The organism is Candidatus Poriferisodalis sp., assembly GCF_965208895.1.
Lineage (GTDB): Bacteria > Actinomycetota > Acidimicrobiia > Acidimicrobiales > Poriferisodalaceae > Poriferisodalis.
In genome coordinates this window covers 1,122,447-1,139,952 of sequence record NZ_OZ242363.1, presented here as the reverse complement: position 1 = coordinate 1,139,952, position 17,506 = coordinate 1,122,447, and the positions used below count along the sequence as shown (strand labels likewise).

14 protein-coding genes are annotated in these 17,506 nt (G+C 66.3%); 7 read left to right on the top strand and 7 right to left on the bottom strand.

Annotated elements, in window-relative coordinates; translation table 11 throughout:
- The first annotated feature begins 33 nt into the window (after positions 1–33).
- Both ACOGJB_RS05150 and ACOGJB_RS05145 read left to right on the top strand, forming a co-directional pair.
- Positions 34–864 (top strand): DUF6159 family protein, encoded by an 831-nt coding sequence (locus ACOGJB_RS05150; protein WP_419839739.1) that lies wholly within the window; start codon positions 34–36, stop codon positions 862–864.
- Between the two features lie 84 nt (positions 865–948).
- Positions 949–1,149 (top strand): hypothetical protein, encoded by a 201-nt coding sequence (locus ACOGJB_RS05145; RefSeq protein WP_419839738.1) that lies wholly within the window; start codon positions 949–951, stop codon positions 1,147–1,149.
- A 77-nt stretch (positions 1,150–1,226) separates the two neighbouring features.
- Here ACOGJB_RS05145 and ACOGJB_RS05140 read toward each other — a convergent pair whose 3' ends face one another.
- From ACOGJB_RS05140 to ACOGJB_RS05130, 3 genes are all read right to left on the bottom strand, one after another.
- Positions 1,227–2,075: an LLM class F420-dependent oxidoreductase gene (locus tag ACOGJB_RS05140; RefSeq protein ID WP_419839737.1), complete on the bottom strand. Its 849-nt coding sequence runs from the start codon at positions 2,073–2,075 to the stop codon at positions 1,227–1,229.
- A 172-nt stretch (positions 2,076–2,247) separates the two neighbouring features.
- Positions 2,248–3,471 carry an aminotransferase class III-fold pyridoxal phosphate-dependent enzyme gene (locus ACOGJB_RS05135; protein WP_419839736.1) on the bottom strand — a complete coding sequence of 408 codons (1,224 nt, stop codon included), beginning with the start codon at positions 3,469–3,471 and terminating at the stop codon, positions 2,248–2,250.
- 258 nt (positions 3,472–3,729) lie between these two features.
- The gene (locus ACOGJB_RS05130) at positions 3,730–4,413 is read right to left on the bottom strand and encodes a nitroreductase family protein (protein ID WP_419839735.1); all 684 of its coding nucleotides are present in this window, start codon (positions 4,411–4,413) and stop codon (positions 3,730–3,732) included.
- Between the two features lie 178 nt (positions 4,414–4,591).
- On the opposite strand from ACOGJB_RS05130, the gene ACOGJB_RS05125 reads away from it, so the two are divergent.
- Positions 4,592–5,779, top strand: a complete 1,188-nt coding sequence (locus ACOGJB_RS05125) for a CaiB/BaiF CoA transferase family protein (RefSeq protein WP_419839734.1) — start codon at positions 4,592–4,594, stop codon at positions 5,777–5,779.
- Positions 5,780–5,917: 138 nt separating this feature from the next.
- Here the strand turns inward: ACOGJB_RS05125 and ACOGJB_RS05120 are convergent, their stop codons facing one another.
- Positions 5,918–7,177, bottom strand: coding sequence for an acyl-CoA dehydrogenase family protein (locus ACOGJB_RS05120; protein ID WP_419839733.1), 1,260 nt, complete (start codon positions 7,175–7,177; stop codon positions 5,918–5,920).
- A gap of 65 nt (positions 7,178–7,242) precedes the next feature.
- Here ACOGJB_RS05120 and ACOGJB_RS05115 point away from each other — a divergent pair, with 65 nt between their 5' ends.
- The gene (locus ACOGJB_RS05115; RefSeq protein ID WP_419839732.1) at positions 7,243–8,031 is read left to right on the top strand and encodes an NUDIX hydrolase; all 789 of its coding nucleotides are present in this window, start codon (positions 7,243–7,245) and stop codon (positions 8,029–8,031) included.
- A gap of 324 nt (positions 8,032–8,355) precedes the next feature.
- On the top strand, positions 8,356–9,927 hold the full coding sequence (locus ACOGJB_RS05110) for an HNH endonuclease (protein WP_419839731.1): 1,572 nt from the start codon (positions 8,356–8,358) through the stop codon (positions 9,925–9,927).
- Between the two features lie 447 nt (positions 9,928–10,374).
- On the opposite strand, the gene ACOGJB_RS05105 is transcribed toward ACOGJB_RS05110, so the two are convergent.
- Positions 10,375–13,440: an AAA family ATPase gene (locus ACOGJB_RS05105; protein WP_419839730.1), complete on the bottom strand. Its 3,066-nt coding sequence runs from the start codon at positions 13,438–13,440 to the stop codon at positions 10,375–10,377.
- The gene (locus ACOGJB_RS05100) at positions 13,437–14,675 is read right to left on the bottom strand and encodes an exonuclease SbcCD subunit D (protein WP_419839729.1); all 1,239 of its coding nucleotides are present in this window, start codon (positions 14,673–14,675) and stop codon (positions 13,437–13,439) included. Before ACOGJB_RS05100 ends, ACOGJB_RS05105 begins: the two co-directional genes overlap by 4 nt.
- Before the next feature lie 177 nt (positions 14,676–14,852).
- Here ACOGJB_RS05100 and ACOGJB_RS05095 point away from each other — a divergent pair, with 177 nt between their 5' ends.
- The gene (locus tag ACOGJB_RS05095) at positions 14,853–15,692 is read left to right on the top strand and encodes an SMP-30/gluconolactonase/LRE family protein (protein WP_419839728.1); all 840 of its coding nucleotides are present in this window, start codon (positions 14,853–14,855) and stop codon (positions 15,690–15,692) included.
- Positions 15,693–15,822: 130 nt separating this feature from the next.
- Entirely contained in the window at positions 15,823–16,602 is a 780-nt protein-coding gene (locus ACOGJB_RS05090) for an alpha/beta fold hydrolase (protein WP_419839727.1), read from the top strand.
- A gap of 123 nt (positions 16,603–16,725) precedes the next feature.
- On the opposite strand, the gene ACOGJB_RS05085 is transcribed toward ACOGJB_RS05090, so the two are convergent.
- Entirely contained in the window at positions 16,726–17,505 is a 780-nt protein-coding gene (locus tag ACOGJB_RS05085) for an SDR family NAD(P)-dependent oxidoreductase (protein ID WP_419839726.1), read from the bottom strand.
- Between the last annotated feature and the right edge of the window lies 1 nt (position 17,506).

Below are 17,506 nucleotides of genomic sequence, written 5' to 3'. Positions count from 1 at the left end.
CGGCGGCGCGCCGACTGACTCGGGAGCATGGCTATGGGCCGATTCGCTAACACGTGGCGCCTGACGAAGAACTCGTGGTCGTTGCTGAAGCAGGACCGGGAGCTGTTATGGCTGCCGGTGCTCAGCATGCTGACCTTGCTCGCAGTCGTGGCCGCGGCAGCCGTTGTGGGCTTCGTGACCGGCAGCTTCGACGCCGACCAAGGCGCCGAGGGGCTGGGCGGCAGTGCAGCCGTGCTCGGGCTGGTGTTCGTCTTCGTGGCAACGGCGACAGTGGTGTTCTTCGAAGGCGCGCTCGTGGCCGGCGCGCACGAGCGCATGACCGGCGGCGATCCCACGGTGCGCAGTGCCATGAGCAAGGCGGCTTCACGGCTGCCGAGCCTGCTGGGCTGGGCGCTCATCACCATGACCGTCGGGCTGGTGCTGCGCTTCCTGCGGGAGCGATTGGGCTTCCTGGGCCAGATCCTCACCTTCTTGGCGGAGGCTGCGTGGGGTGTAGCTACCTATCTCGCGGTGCCTGCCATCATCATTGACGACTACGGGTCGTTCGCTGGCGTCAAGCAGTCGATGTCGTTGGTCCGTCGCACTTGGGGCGAGAATCTCATCGCCCAAGCGGGCTTCGGGTTGCTCGGCTTCGTGATCGCCTTGCCGATCATTCTGGTAGCGGTGCTGATCGCCGCGCTGGTGCCGGGGGTCGGGATGTTCATCGGCATCGCTATCGGCGTGCTCGGCGTGCTTGCCGTCAGCGTCGTCGTCAGCGCCTTGGGGCTCTATTTCAAGACAGCGCTGTATGAGTACGCCACCGACGGGGTCGCCCACGGCGGCTACGACATCGATCAGATGCAGACGTCGTTCCGCACGAAGTAGCTGTCAAGCGGCTGGAAAAAGAACTCGCCGGATTCGAATGCCGCAGCTACTGTCGGGTCATGGCCGTTCGGACCTTGCGGGCACATGATGAGTGCTGCTGAGCTCGGCGCGTTGGCGGCGATGGCTGCCGCTGTAGTGGGCCCGATGGTCAGCGTGTTCATCTGGTGGTCGAGCCGGGTGGAGTCCAAGATCGATGCGCTCGGACGTGATGTCTCAGACGTCAAGCAAGCGGTCGCCACCCTGCGTGCGGACGTGACGTGGCTCAAATCGCATTCTGGCGACTAGCGATGCCATCACACGCTCGCGGCGTCTCGATCCCGGCTCTCAGCGCCTCAGGCCGCGCTCGGCGGCGAGGGGTGCGGTTAGCGATCGCCTGAGGTTGTGATGCCGTGCTCGGCGGCGAACGCCTGTAAGCCTGCGCTGATCTCGGCGACGTCGCCGGTATTCCACGAGACGACGAGTTCAGTCACGCCGACAGCTGAGTACTCGGCGGCCAACTCTGGAGTCAGTTCATTGGCGGTGAGACGCACCGACACCTCAGCGGGGATGCCTTGGCGGCCTGCGGCGTCGGCGGCTTCGCGGATAACCGGGAGGCGCTTTGCGGCGCTCTCGGGCGTCAGCATCATGGGATGCCAGCCGTCGCCTAGCCGGCCTACGCGCCTCAGCGCCGGCCGGCGGTTGCCGCCGATGAGGATGGGCGGGCGCGGCTGCTGCAGCGGTTTCGGCGAGCTGACCGCGCCCTCGAACGAGTAGTGCTGCCCCTTGTAATCGGCGCTGGGTTGGGTCCACAGCAGGTCGAGCACCTCGATGAACTCATTGCTGAGCTGGCCGCGGTCGTCGTATTCCGCGCCCAGCAACTCGTTCTCCTCGGGCAGGCTGCCCACGCCCAGCCCCACCACCAAGCGACCGCCGCTCAGCCGGTCCAATGTGGCCAGCTGCTTGGCCAGCACCATTGGGTGCAGGTACGGCATGACCAGCACGCTGGTGCCGAGTCGCACTCGTGACGTGTGTGCCGCTATCCAGGTGAGCGTCACCAAGGCATCGTGGTAGGGCCGTTCGCCTAGGCGGTCCCACACGTAGCCGACGTTGAGCACGTGATGGTTCACCCACACCGAGTCGAAGCCGAGCTCCTCGGCCTCGACGGCCAATCCGACCACGTCGGCGGGGTCGTCGACCCCGAAGTTGTTGGGCACAGTGAAGCCGTATTTCATGACTGGGTGCTCCTTTCGCTGCGCCAGCACAGCACATCGGCGTGTGGTGCAGCAGCAGTAGCGATCATTGTGGGCGGGTCGCCTGTGAATGAGACCGGCAAATCATTGGTCCGGCCGGCCGCTTCGTGCCGGGGCACACCGCAAGATCGCCCAGCGGCGCTGTGTGGCCGGTTCAGTCGAGTGCGGCGAACGCCGAGTCGGCGATGTCGCAGGTGCGCCTGATGTCGTCGTCGGTGTGGGCAGTGCAGACGAAATTGTTGTGATAGCTGAGCAGGTAGGCGCCGCGCCGGATGCACTCTGCCACCCAGCGGGCGTGAAACTTCGAGCCTCCCTCGCCGACGATGCGCAGGTACGGCATCGCTGGCACGCCGGTCACGCGCAGCTCGTGGCCGTGCGCTGCCGCCACATCGGTCAGCGCTTCGCCCAGGCGAACCCCGGTCTGGGTCGCGGCGGCGGCCGCATCGGTCGAGCGCAGTTCTCGCAGCGTCGCGAGGGCTGCTGCCATCGGGGCGGCGTTGAAGAACTGGGTCCCGGTAAAGAACGTCTGCCCGGCGGCGTCTTTCAGTGCGTCGCTGCCCGCCAGCGCCGCCACGGGGTGCCCGTTGCCGATCGCCTTGCCGAAGCACATGAGGTCGGGTGTGAACCCGTATGCGACATGCGCGCCGGCGAGATCGATCCGGAAACCGCTGCGCACTTCGTCCAGGATCACGACGATGCCTGCTGCCCTGCATGCCGACTCGACGGCCGTCCAGTAACCGTCCGCCGGCAGCTCGTTGTCTGCGAAGACGGGGTGGTGGTACGGCGACGAGATGAAGCAGGCGATATCGCCCGGGTGGTCGTCGATGGCGGCTTGCACCGCTGCCGCATCATTCCACGGCACCTCGATGACGAACGCTTGGTCCTCCGCAATGGTGCCCTTGTTGCCCGGTGGCTGCATCCACGGGGCCGAGCCGTGGTAGCCGCCTTCGATCTTGAGGATGTAGCGCTTCCCGGTTGCGGCGCGGGCGACCATGACGGCGAGCCCTGTCGCATCGGCGCCGTTCTTGCCGAACAGCGCCCAGTCGGCGCCGTCGACGAGATCGACCAGCTCTTCGGCGAGCTCGACCATGACCGGTGCGGCGAGGCTGACCGTGCTGCCGTCGGCGGATTGCTTCTCCGCGGCCTCTTCCACCGCCGGGTGGTTGTATCCCAAGATGTTCGGGCCGTATGCGCACATCCAGTCGATGTAGGAGTTGCCGTCCACGTCGGTGAAGCGGGCACCCTCCGCAGAGGCGAAGAAGACCGGTCCGTCCTCGATGATGGCGGGTCCGTAATGGCCGTAGACGCCCTTGGGAATCACCGACTGCGCCCGCTCGTACAGCTCGCGAGACTTCGATGTCGGCATCGGTTCGCTCATGACCTACCCCCTGTGAACACCTATAGAGCCTGACATACCGGATTCGGGAACGCAGCAGCCGGGACAGGTCCTTGAGCATGAGCGGGTAGCCACAGATGCCGAAGCTGTGGAGGCCGCCGGGAACTCTGCGACGTTGCAACCTGCTGGATTGCTGGAGCAGAGGGCCCTGCCGCCTCCAGAGCGGGCACACGCATTCGCAGGGCTTCTCGGTCCTTCACATGCGTGACGGTGAGCGAACTCGCCATTCGGCCGGGTCGATCAGCTTGCCCAGGCTCGACCGAACGTGTCGCGGTATGCCATCTCGGCCGGTGGCCGTCGAGTGATCGGGCCGTTGCCTTTGCCGACTGGGTACCCGATCGGCACCATCGCAACCGTGGCCCATGTCTCGGGCACGCCCAGCAATGACTTCACCTCGTCCTCCCGGAAACAGTGCAGCGTCGTGAGCGTGCAGCCCAGCCCTTCGGCCACGCACGCCAGCATCAGGTTCTGCACTGCCGGGTACACCGAGCCGCCGCCCACCATGCTGATCCGATCCAGACCGGCATCGGTGATCGCCATCATTGCTGGGTTGGCGCAGAACACGACGATCGCTGGGGCCTCAGCCAGATGTTCGGCGAGGTAGTCGCCCGCGGCGATGATCCGCTCCCACTTGGCAACTTCGTCGGCGGGGAGACCCTCGAGTCGCTTCGCGAATCCGCCGGTGTACCTCGCCCACTCCGGCGCGTAGATGTCGGCCAGTCCTTGCTTGACGGTCGGGTCGGTCGCGACGACCACGCGCCAGGGCTGCTGGTTACCGCCGGTGGGGGCCCAGCACGCCGCCTGCAGAAGCCGTTCCAGGACATCGGGCGGAATCGGGTCGGTGCGAAGACGGCGCACGGCCCGCAGCGTGCTCATCGTCGTGTAGATGTCCGCGGATTCTGTCTGCGCTGATGCGGCTGACATGGTCACCGTCCTTTGAGGTGTGGTCTCCGTAGTCTGGCAAGCCAGGATCGAGCGGCGAGACGTCGAGGCGGCCGTGCGTTGGTGCGCAGTCAAGCAACGCGGCGATCGCTCAAGAGCGAGCCGGGCTGGTTTGCAGCGACCCGAGACCGTCGCGAAGAGCGGGGGTTACGATCCTGCGATGGGAGTTCTTGATGGCTACGCCGTGCTCGACTTGTCGATATTGGTGCAGGGTCCCCAGGCGGCGTTGACCCTGGGTGACATGGGAGCGTCGGTCACCAAGATCGAGCTGCCGGGCATGGGTGACTTGGCGCGGGTCATTCCCGTGTCGCCCGATGATCCGCGAAATCCGTATTACGAAGCGTGCAACCGGGGGAAACGGTCGGTCACCCTCGACCTGCGCACGCCGGGCGGCAAGAGCGCGCTCGAGCGGTTCGTCGCTGAGACCGATGTGCTGATCCACAACTTCGTACCCGGGACCATGGAGGCCTGGGGCCTGTCGTATGAGCACCTGTCGGCCATCAATCCCCGGCTCGTGTACGCGACCGGTTCGACCTTCGGGCCGATCGGGCCCAAGTCCGGCCGTGAGGGAGCCGATTCGAGCGGTCAGGCAGAGGGCGGGCTCATGTTCGCCACCCGGATCGACGGCGGTCCCCCGATCATGAACGGCGCTGTCATTGCCGACCATGTCGGCTGTCAGAACATGGTCTCCGGCATCCTTGCGGCGCTGCTCCATCGCCGGGAGACCGGGACGGGGCAGCGGGTCGACGTGTCGCTCGTGGGCGGCATGATCTACGCCCAGGCGTCGGAGATCACCTACACCCTGCTGACCGGTCGCAACCCCGAGCGGATCGATTCGGGCCATGCTTTCGTTCCGACTCTGCTTCACACCGTGGAAGCGGCCGACGGCTGGATCCACCTGCTCAGCGGCACCGGGCCGGGGTGGCCCGTATTTGCTAAGCTGCTCGACCGGCCGGACCTCGCCGACGACCAACGCTTCTTGGATTTGATCCTGAGCTCTGAAGCCCGGGCCGAGCTGGTCGCCATCATCGACGAGGTCTTCCCGACGAAGACCCTCAAAGAGTGGGAAGCGGTGCTCACCGGAGCGGGTGTTCGCTACGGGCTGGTCCGCGATTACGAAACGATCGCGGCTGACGAGTCGATGTACGAGAACGGCTACTTGCGACGAGTGGAGCACCCCGACGGCGACCGTGCGGTAATCGGCACGCCGATCCGCATGTCGGCCACGCCGCTCGAACCCAGTGCCGTCGCCCCCGAACTCGGCCAGCACACCGAGGAGGTGCTGCTCGAGCACGGCTACACGTGGGACGACATCACAGCGCTGCGAGAAGAGGGCGTCTTCGGCTGAGCATTCCCGGCCGGCGGATGCATTGACCGGCTTGCCCTCTCGGCGCTGATCTTGCTGCTTTCTGTTCCCGTCCCGTGTGCCCATCCGTCAGGGCTCATGTTCCACCGAGGCCACGGCGTCGCGCGTCGGCGCAGCCTCTCACGCGTATATCGTGCGCAGCGAGCGTGCGATGCGGTCGGTCTGGATCTCGGTGCTGCCGTCCACGTAGTTGGCGATGCGGGCGCCGACGAGGTGGTGACCCCACGGATAGCTGCTGCGCAGGCCTTCAGCGCCCATCGCCTGGATGCATGCGGCGATGTCGGCCTCCGCCGTCTCGGTGGCGAACTTCTTCGCGTGAGCGGCGGGCAGGATTGCGCCTGAGGCGTCGCCGGTGCGCAGAGACTCGGTGACGGCTGCGACGGCTCGCTCGGTGAGCAGCTGGGCCGCCTCAAGTCGGTTCTGCACGTCGGCCAGCTTCCAAGCCAGCCCTTGGTGCCCGAGGATGGACTTGCCGAACGCCTCGCGCTGCGTGGCGTAGCGCACCGTGCCTGCCAGCGTCGCCTCGACCATGGCGCAGCACATGACGGCGACGTAGGTGCGGGCGCCGTTCACGCTGGACATGGCTGCGAGGAATGCTTGCCCGGGTGGGCCGATGAGATCTTCGGCGGGGGCGATGTAGCCGTCGAGCCGGAAGCCGCCTGTGCCGATGAGGTGACCGCCCGCCAGTTCATAGGGGGGCAGCCGTTCGAATCCCGGCCGGGTGCCGTCGATGAGGAACGATGCGATGCCACGGCCCCGAGAGCCGGGTTCGGTCTGCGCATAGCAGAAGATGACGTCGGAGTGAGCGGCGTTGGTGATCCACGCCTTGGCCCCGTCGAGCCGCCAGCCGCCCTCGATGCGTGTTGCGGTGGTGGCGATGTTGGCGAAGTCGCTGCCGGCGCCCGGTTCGGTCAGGGCTGTCGAGCCGAACCGGCGCCCGGCCATGAGGTCGGCGAGGTAGCGCTCGCGGTGGGCGTCGCTGCCGAGGTTTGCCACCCTGGCGGCAACGTTGCCAGTGTTGACGAGGCTGAAGGCGAACGGCATCGACACGGCGCTCAGCACTTCGACGATGCGGCACTTCTGGGCGAAGTTCATCCCGAGCCCGCCGAGCGCGGTGGGCACTTCCATGGCCAGCAGCCCGATCCCTGAGGCCTCCTTGAGGGCCTCGGGCGCCATGCGTTTCTCGGTTTCCCAACGGTTCACATTCGGTGCCACGACCGTGTCCCGGAATTGTGCGACCTCTTCGACGAAGGCCTCGAATGCCGCGGCGTCCATTCCGGCCGCCGGATGGTTGGTTGAAACGTCACCACGGCCGCCGACATCGCCCGCACCGAATCGGGGAATCGTGTTGCGCGGGGTTTCGGTGTCTTCGGCAGCCATCGCGGGGACGGTAGCAGCGGCCGTCACAGCCGAGTCCAAGGTCTCTGGGGCTCGACGACACATGCATGGACGTGTGCATCGCGGCCGGGGTCGAGTCTGCGCGCAACCCAGAGCCGGCAGCGCGCGGTGACGAAGGCATGGTCATCCGGGCAGCTGCCGATGCCACGGCTGCGGGCAACTCGGAGCCGAGCGGGCGCAGCCACCTACGCTGCGATGTCGTGGTTGGGCAGCACTCCGTCGTCGGGGCGTTCGAGGCTGAGCGCTTGTCCGAGGTGCTCAGCCAAGACTTGGACACGCCGCATGAGGGTCCGACTGCGGCCGTGGCAGCGGTGGTGCGACGGGGCGGCGGCGGTCCCGAGATGCTGTTCATTGAGCGCGCTATCCGCAACGGCGACCCATGGTCTGGCCACATGGCGTTTCCGGGCGGCCGGACTGAACCCGACGACGACGACACGTTCGACACGGCCGTGCGCGAGAGCCGCGAGGAGATCGGCTTCGACATCACCGCGCACGCAGGGGTCCACTGGCTTGGCCGGCTCAATGACCTCGAAGGCAATCCGCGTTGGCGCGGTGCCGCCCTGCGGGTGACCCCGCATGTGTGCTGGCTTGAAGGCGACCGTCCCGCCTTGACGCTGAACTACGAAGTGGCGGACGCGCTGTGGGTGTCGGTGGCGGAACTGGCCGACCCGAAGCACCACATCGACTACCTCTACCCGCCGCGGCCCGATGAGCGCTTCCCGGGCATCGAAGTCGGGCACGGACGGGTGGTCTGGGGCATGACGCTGCGGATGCTGCAGGACCTCTTCACTCGAACCGGACACCCGCTGCCCATCACATTCAGTCCTTCGAGCTGACCCGGCGAGCGCTGCATCCAGTGCCGTCGCCGTTAGCGGTTCGCGCGGTCTTCTCCCCGCAGCAGAGCCGACAATCACTGAAATCAGTCAGCTACGAGCCGCGCGAAGGGCCGTGCCCATGGGTGGGGAGACTTCCTCTCATCCAGTGCCCTCGACTGTCAGCGATGGCAAACACGTAGGTCAGGGTCCTGAGTGCGAATGAGATCAGCCGCTCGTTTCCGCAGGTCAGCGCCTGGTGGAGCGGGCTCCAAGTGTCATATGGCTGCAACAATTCTGGCAGCGCACAAGTGTTCGGGTGTGACACCGCATCGGTATGATGAACGTATGTTCTCTCAGGTGCGGCAGGCGCTCGACTCGCTCGCAGCAGCGCTCGACGGCGTCGATGGCGCGCCCACTGGGGAGCTGCGCGAGGCGCTGGGGCTGGCCAAGCCGCTGCGCGCCAAGCTCGAGACGCTCGAGACCGCCGTGGCCGCACAGATCGCGCAGCGCGAACGTCACGGAGACGGCGGCGCCGGAGTGCTGCATCAGATCGCGGCAGTGCCGCGCTCAGAGGCAGCCCGCAATGTGCGCACCGCTGCCGAGCTCGAGCGTGTGCCCGATGCGCAGTCCGCGCTGGCCGAGGGCGAGATGTGCATGGCGAACGCCGCCCGTTTGGCCCGCGCAGCGCGCGACACCAGCCCCGACGCGGTGCAAGACGACGCCGAGTTCGTGAATCTGGCCAAGACGCTGCCGCCCGACGAGTTCGCCCAAGCCTCCCAGCGTTGGACTGCACAGCACCGCAACGCTGCGGACCTCGCTGAGCGGCATCGCCGAAACCGCCGAAACCGCAGCGTGCGGTTCTGGAACGGCGACGACGGAACCGTGCAGATGCGAGGCGCGTTCGACGCCGAGATGGGTGCCCGCATCCAGGCCCGCATTCGTGACGAAGCCGAACGCCTCCGCCAGGCCGACCGTCGCCTGCTGCGCAACGGTACTGCCGCGAGTCCGCAGGACGCAGCCCTCCAAGACACAGCACCTAACAGCACAGCAGGCGACGGCGTGGTGCCCGACGGCGCGGCACGCAACCGCTCGTCTGGCGACGGAGCCGTACGCACCCGCGACCAGCGCATGGCCGACGCGCTCGACCGCATCCTCGCCCACGCTGGCCCCGCGCCCATAACCATCCACGAATCCGGTAGCAGCGACGCCGCTGCAGGCGACAGCACGAACAAATGTTTGTCCTCCAACGCCACATTCCCAGGTGGCTTGCCAACAGATGCGACCGCTGTAGACGACGAAACCAACAGCGATGTCGTGACAGCAAGCGCATCCTGTTGCGGCGACGACGCCGCTACCGGCTGCGGCCACGCCCCCTGCGACTGCACAGGCGCACAGGGGCACACAGCCCACTCGACGCAGATCATCGTGCGAGCCGACCTCGCAAGCCTGCTCGACGAGTGCTCTGGCATTGGCGAGATCGCCGGCGCCGGCCTCCTTCCTGCCGGTGTGGTCGATCGGCTGAGCTGCAACGCTGACGTTTCAGTGGTGCTGTTCGGCGATCAGCTCACACCGCTCTATGAGGCTGTCGCATCACGAGCGCCTACCGCGGCCCAACGCCGCGCCCTGATCGCCCGCGACGGTGCCTGCGTCGGCTGCGGCGCCCCGCCCGGAGATTGCGAGGCCCACCACATCATCCCCTGGAAACGCGGTGGTCCTACCAAGATCGACAACCTCGTGTTGGTGTGCTGGTCCTGCCATGACCGCATCCACGACCACAACTGGCAAGTCATCCGCCGCAACGGCCGCTACCGACTCATACCGCCCGACGCCGAGTCGCCACCCAACCCCGCCCCAGCTCACAAGCCCGTTTCATCGTGCAATCTCGCTCAGTCTCGAGAGCCCGCCCTGTTCCCATAGCAGGATGCTGAATGCGGCAGGTATGGCTGTAGCGGCAAGACCCTGACCTGTGGGTTTGCGATCAGCGAGCGCCCCACAAGCCACTCTTGCGGCATCTTGCCGTTGCTGTGTCAGGAAGCACTTGCGACGGTTTCCATGCCGCCTCCTCCCTTGTCGCTGCGGTTTCCAGCAACTTCGACCGCATTGAGAGTTACCTGGCATGGCACCAGCGACGCGCCGCCGCGATCGGCAGTGCCCCTGAGGACGGCGTAGGCCTGTCCAACAAGGACTTGGGACCAAAAGCGAATGCGGAGCACAGCAGCCACCGCAGCCGCAGCTCCTGCCAGCGTGCGCGTCCCGCATTGAGGAGCGTCCCCACCCGCTGGTCGCTGGTTTTCGCAGCGGTGACGTAAGCCGATTCGTGCGTCGGTAAAGGCGGCGCCCTGGCGATCAGTTCAGAGCCCGGGGTCAGATCTGGGATATCGGGCCGACGGTGATATCGGAGCCCTTGTCCGTTCGATGGACTTCGATGCCAGTGTGAATGCGTTCGCGCAATTCGGAAACGTGACTGATGAGGCCAACGGCGCGGCCGCCCTCGCGCAAGCGGTCCAGTTCGTCCATGGCGAGCTGCAACGCTTCGCTGTCGAGGGTTCCGAAGCCTTCATCGACGAAAAGAACGTCGAGATGCACGCCGCCGGTGCGAGCAGTCACTACATCGGCGACGCCGAGCGCAAGCGACAGCGACGCTTGGAAGGTCTCGCCGCCCGAGAGTGTGGAGACCTCGCGTTCGGCGCCCGTGTGGGCGTCGTGAACGCGCAGGCCGAGTCCGGCCTTGGCGCCTTGCCGTTCGCCCTCGCGGTAGACGCTGAGTCGGTACCGGCCGCCGCTCATGGCACCGAGTCGACGGCTGGCAAACCCGCATATCTGTTCTAAGTAGGCCGACAGCACCCATCGCTGCAGTGACACCTTCGGAGGAAGTCGTCCGCTGCAACGGTTGGCGGCAGCGGTCCAGAGTTCGGCGTCGGCGAGGGCGCTTGCGTACTCAGCGTCTACATTTCGATGCTCATCGGCCCAATCGCCGATTGCATCTCTGGCGCTTGCGATGCGGGTGTGATGTTCTCCGGTCTTCTTGGCCGCTGCGGTCGCCGCCTCCGCGGCTTCTTGGCTCGCGTGCGTATCGGGTCGATCATCGGGCAGGCACTCCAAGTCATCTGCACGGAGGTCGCGTTGAGTGTCATGCATCGCTTGGTCATGGCGCGCCACTTCGTCTCGCAACTCTTCGCGTGCAGTGGCATCAAGCAATGCGGATTGAGCCTCGTCAGAAGTGGTGAACGGGGAGCTTTCGAGCTGTGCTGCGAGCGTGCCGGCCAATGCGTCGAGCGCAGTTCGGGCCTTCGTCTGATCCTCAACGGAAGTCTGCAATTCGTCGAGACATGATTCGACAGCTTGGAGACCGGCCACGGCTTCGTCGAGGTCGAGTTCGCCGATCGCTTGGCTGATCTTGGATCTCAGTTCTCTGGCGTCGCCCTCTGCCGCCTCGGCCGCAGCGAGGGCGAGTGCCGCGGCGGTACCAGCTTTCCCGGACTGTTGCCGTGCCGACTTCGCCTTGCTCTGGTGGTCCGCAAGCACATCCTGCAGTGCTGGCTGCTTGCCGGCCAGCTCCGTGGCAGCTGTTAGCTCGGCGGCGGCAGACTCCGACTGTCTGGCTGCAGTGTCCGCATCATCGGCAACGTCACCGGCCCGTCCGCGCAATTCACCAATCCGGGATTTGATGCCCTGCAGCACGTCGCCCGCACGCTCTTCGGCTTCGACGGCGCGCTCGACGGCAGCCGAGGCGGCTTCGAGATGCTCGAAACGGACGGCGTCGCCGGCAGGCTCGGCTGGGTTCGGATGCTCCGCCGAACCGCAGACGGGGCACGGCTCAGCGTTGACAAGCGAGCCTGCAAGCACGGCAGCGATTCCATCGAGGTAACGACGTCGCAAGTCGAGTTCTTCATCGCGGCGATCGAAGGTTGAGTCTTTTGCGGACTGCAAGGACCTTGTGGCGTCGCTGAGTTCAGGTGCCAGTGATTGAAGGCCGACGGCCGCTTCAGCCCGCTCATGTGCGCTCGTCGCGGCGGCTGTGAGCGCCGAGATTCGATCAGCGGCCGATTTGGCATCGCGAAGCTCCCTTTCAGCTTCTTTGCTCTCGGAATCGTGCTCTGCGGCGGCACGTTCCAGCTGTTCTTGTCGATCGAGGTGGGCGGCGGCGGCATCCCGCTTAGCAGCGGCATCTGACTCTCGCTGGCCTGCGGTGCTGGCGTCGTCGGCGAACTTGCTGAGCTTGTCCAGGTGAAGGGCGATCTGCGTGCCAAGGTGCGCAAGGCGGCTCTGCAACGCTGGGTCGTCGACGGACGGGATGGCGAAAGTGTCGGGGAGGTTCAGCGTCTCGGCCAAGCTCTCGCGCAAGGCTGCGTAGTGCGCTGACACAAGCGCAGCACGCTGAGCGAGTTTCCCGCGCCTGCTCTGTTCGTCGTCAAGCACTTGTCGCAGCGCTTCGGCGTCGTCGGCGAGGCTGAGGGCTTCCCGCTTCGCCTTGATGTCGGCCATGGCATTGACGAGCCTGCTCAGCTTATGCCGAAGGCCCTCGCGCCGATCCCACCGGCCTGCGAGTTGTGTCGCGCAGCTGTGGTCTTCGTTGGCCGAGCGCTGCCTTGCCTCGGCAGTCGCCGCTATCGCAGCGGCATCGCCGGCAACCGACTGCGCTCGTTTCAAGAGTTCGTCGAGTTCGATCTGATCGGCGGGCCATGGCGCATCGGCCGAGTCTGCGGCCCCCGATGGCTCAGCAGAATCGTCGGGTGATCCGCCGCTCTCGTCGAAGGGGAACTCCTCGCTCCACCGATCGGCTGCCCGGCTGCGTAGGCCGAGGAGTTCGCGCTCGATGCCTGCTGCTGTGTCTCGCCGATGCTTGGCCTGTTCGTCCAGCCAACTCGCCGCCGACGCATAGATCGACGTGTCGAACAGCGTGAGCAGCAGTTTCTCGCGCTCATCGGATTTGGACCGAAGCACTTTCTCGAATCGCCCTTGGGGGAGCAGGACGACCTGCTGGAACTGCGAGGCGGTGAGGCCGATCAGCCGGGTGACTTCGGCATTCACCTCGGCAATCCGCTGCGCGACGGCACGCCATTGTTCTCCTTCCCGTCGCTCCAGAGTCGCCTCGGGCTTGTTCTCGGTGGTGCCTTCGCCTCGCTTCTTGGCACGCTCATGCCAAGGAGTGCGACAGATGCGCCAGCGGGTGCCTTGGGCGGTGAACTCGAGTTCGACCAAGGGAGACGCATGAGGCGGGGCATGATCCGAGCGGAGGGCGTCATGGCGGCGCTCTCCGGGCACCTCGCCGTACAGAGCGAAGCACAGCGCGTCGAGCAGGAATGTCTTGCCGGCACCAGTCGGGCCCCAGATCAAGAACAGCCCATCTGCGACGAGCTGGTCGAAGTCGATCGCGGTCTCTGCAGGGTAGGGACCCAAGGCGCAGAACGCGAGGCGGTGCGGTCTCATGTCTCGTTCCCGGCGGCGGCAGCCGCGAGCGCCGAGGCCAGCACCTCCTCCTGGGCATCTGACGCGTCGGCGCCGTGCTGATCTGCCCAGAATCGCCGGATGAGGTCGAGCGGGCTCTCTGAGTTCTCCACGGCGCCGACCACGTCTTGGCTGCCGGGCGACATTCGCCCTTCGGGATGGTGTTCGAGCGCCACGGCGTGCCGAAAACGGGCTTGCAGCCTCTTCATAGCTTGCAACGGCAACTCGGGGTCGGTGAGCTGGAACCGCACCCGAGCCTGCTCGGCATCGTCGAACGCAGGGTCTCGGAGGAGGTCGGCCAATCGGCCGCACAGCGTGCGCAGCGGAAGGCCGACGCCGAGCGGAACGATCTCGGTGCAGCAGCGCCCGGCGGCATCCATCTCGACGATGCGCACCGACTTGATCTGGTCTTCCTCGGAGAACGAGTACGCGAGCGGGCTGCCTGAGTAGGCGATTCGGCCGTTGTCGAAGGGTTGGCTGCGGTGCAGATGGCCGAGCGCGACGTAGTCGAAGCCGTCGAATACTTCGAGGTCGACACGGTCGATGTTGCCGATGCTGAGATCGCGCTCGGAATCGGTGGTCGTGCCTCCATCGACGAACGTGTGCGCCACCACGATCGTGCGAGTGGCGCCCGCAGCGGTGGCGTGTCGGCGGATCAATGCCGTTGCGTGCGCTGTGACGTCGTGGTGATTGGCGCGTCGAGTTCGCTCACGATCCGCGGTCTCAGCATCTTCAGCCTCAGAATCTGCGACGTCGGAGGCCTCGCTGGACAGTGCACCGAGCTTGTTGAGAACCTGGCCGGCAAGTGCTGGCTCGAGGTAGGGCACCGGATAGACGAGAACTGGTGGTCCGTTGTCGTCGGCGTCGATCTGCACGGGCTGCAGACATCGGCCGACATCGCCTCGGACGGTCACGCCCGCTTGTTCGAGGACCCGATCGGCAATCGCAACTCGAGACGGCGAATCGTGATTGCCGACGATCGCCACGACCTTCGCTCCGGTTGCGCGCAGTTGTACCAGTGCGTCGTCGAAGAGCCTCACGGCGTCGGCTGGGGGAATCGCTCTGTCGTACAAATCGCCCGCAATGACCACGAGGTCGACCTTGGCTTCCGCTGCCAGATCGACGAGGCGGTCAACGACTTCTTGCTGCTCGTGCATCAACGACGCGCCATGGAATCTTCGGCCCAGGTGCCAGTCGGAGGTATGCAGGATTCGCACGGCCGCAGAGTACCGAGGGGCTGTCACGTTGAATCCGGAAAATCGAGATTCCCGAGCGCCGACATATCGCAACCGCATGAGTTCGTCGGCCCTGCGCCGGTTCTCGCTGCGTTCGTTAGTGTCCGCACACCGATGGCCGATGGATGAGTGTCAGGACCTGGAGCGGGGGAGAGCTCAATGAGCGATGTATTCGAGTTGGAGCTGCTGAGTTCGGGATGGGGGTTGATCGAAGGGCCCCGGGTGGACCAGCACGACAACCTCTATTTCTCCGATGTGCCCAACGGCGGTGTGCGTCGGCGGAGGCCCGACGGCGAGATCGAGGTCGTGGTGCCGAAGCGTCGGGGGGTGGGCGGCATGGTGCTGCACGCCGACGGCGGCGTCGTGGTGAGCGGACGCAACATCCAGCACGTCACCGACGCCGGCTCGGAGGTGCTGTTCGCTCCCGATGTCGCCGGCTTCAACGACATGCACACCGATGCGGTGGGTCGCGTCTATGTCGGTTCGCTGCGACGCAATCCCTTCGACGAGTCGTCTGCCGACGTGCCGGGCGAGCTGTACCGCATCAACCTCGACGGCTCCGCTGACGAGGTGTACGGCGACGTGCGGCTCACGAACGGCATCGGCTTCTCGCCCGACGGCTCACGCCTGTACCACTCCGACAGCATCCCGGGCCGGGTGTGGGTGTCCGATGTGGACGGCGACGCGGTTTCCAACCGTCGGGAGTTCGTGCGGGAAGGCAAAGTGCCTGACGGCTTGGCGGTGGATGTCGAAGGCGGCGTGTGGGTGGCGCTGGCTGAAGGCGGCCGGGTGCAGCGCTACACGCCCGACGGTGAGTCGGACGTTGCCGTGCCGGTGCCCGACCACTTCGTCACCAGCGTCTGTTTCGGCGGTGCCGACATGCGCGATCTCTATGTCGTGACCGGCGGCGGCACCGACGACGGCGGCTGCATCTATCGCACCCGTGCCCCCGTAGCCGGCGTGCCGACCCCGTTGGCGCAGGTGCGCCTGAACCCGTGAGCGCTCTGCACGCCAGCTCGAATCTCCGCTCTTCCTTCGCCAAGCACGACATGCGCGCGCCAACTGGATCTGCGCTGGGGAGCCGGCGAGCGAGCGTGGTCGGCGATTCTCCCGTAGTGGGGGAGGCGGCATGAGCAGCATCTTTCGCTGGTCCTACGGTGCCCATGACGCGCCGGTGCTGCTGTGCCTGCACGGCATCGGCTCGTGCGCTGATGCCTTTCTGGGTCAGCGCCCGCTGGCTGAGCGCCTGGGGATGCGGCTGGTGGCCTGGGACGCTCCTGGCTACCGCTATTCGGCTGATCCCGACGACGCCCCCGGCATCGACGGCTGGGCTGATGCGGCTGCGTCGCTCATCTCTGCAGAGTCAGGTGGCCCGGTCGCCGTGCTCGGTGTCTCGTGGGGCGGCGTCACCGCGACCCGGCTGGTTCTGCGCCACCCTCAGCTGGTCTCGGCGCTCGTTCTGGCCGACTCGAGTGCCGGCGCTGGAACCAAGCCCGAACAGGCGGAAGCCATGCGTGCGCGGGCGATCGACTTCGTCGACCTGGGTCCCGAAGGCTTCGCCGCCGCACGGGCGCAGCGGCTCGTCAGCCCCGATGCAGCCGACGATCTTCGATCTCATGTCGCCGACATGATGATCCCGTCAATCCGCATGCCCTGCTACCAGTGGGCGTGCGACTCGATGGCCGAATCGAACCACTACCCGGACCTCGGTCGCATCGCAGCGCCGACGCTGGTGGTGGTGGGGGAGCACGACGAGGTCACTCCACCGCGCGCGTCGCAGCGGCTTGCGGAGGGAATCCCCGATGCTCGCTATGCCGAGATCGCCCACGCCGGCCACCTCGCCAACCAAGAACAGCCCGAGGCGTTCAACAACGCCATCGCCGAGTTTCTGGCGGGCGCGACCGGCTGAACGCTCGGCGCGTCGCAGCCGGCTGACGCGCTGGGCTCGCCGTGAGCATCGAGGGGCGGGTAGTGCCTTTTCCGCGATGGGCACACCCATTCGTCCGGCCTTGTAGGCGGCCAGAGATGTCGACTAGCGCGGGGGCAGCCGGATGCCGCCGTCGACCCGGATGACCTCGCCGTTCATGTACGGGTTGGTGATGCACTCCATGACCATGAAGGCGAGCTCTTCGCCGTAGCCGAGCCGCTTGGGGAACAGCACGCTCTGGCCCAGGTGCGCCTTGAACTGATCGGACTGCTCGCCTTCGCCGTAGATCGGCGTATCAATGAGGCCCGGTGCGATCGTGTTGACACGGATGCCGGTAGCGGACAGGTCACGGGCGATCGGCAGGGTCATGCCCACCACGCCGCCTTTGGAGGCCGAGTAGGCGGCTTGGCCGATCTGGCCGTCGAATGCCGCGACCGAGGCCATATTCACCACAGCGCCGCGTGACCCGTCGGCATCGGCGGGTTCGGTCTTGGCCATCGCTGACGCAGCTTGGGCGAGCATGTTGAACGAGCCGATCAGGTTCACGTTGATGACGAAGCGGAACTGCTCGAGGTCCATCGGCACGTTGTTGCGGTCGATGGTGCGCCCTGCGCGGCCCAGCCCGGCCGAATTGACTAACGCTCGCAGCGGCCCCATCTCCGATGCGGCATCGACGGCTGCGCTGGCGTCGTCGACGCTGGTGACGTCGCAGCGCACGAACAAACCGCCCAAAGACGAAGCCACCTCGGTGCCGAGGTCGTCCTGCAGGTCGGCGATGACGACATGAGCGCCTGCGTCGGCGAGCTGGCGTGCGCTGGCCTCGCCGATGCCCGACGCGCCGCCGGTGACGATGGCTGAGGTTCCGCTGAGGTCAAGGCGCGGCATC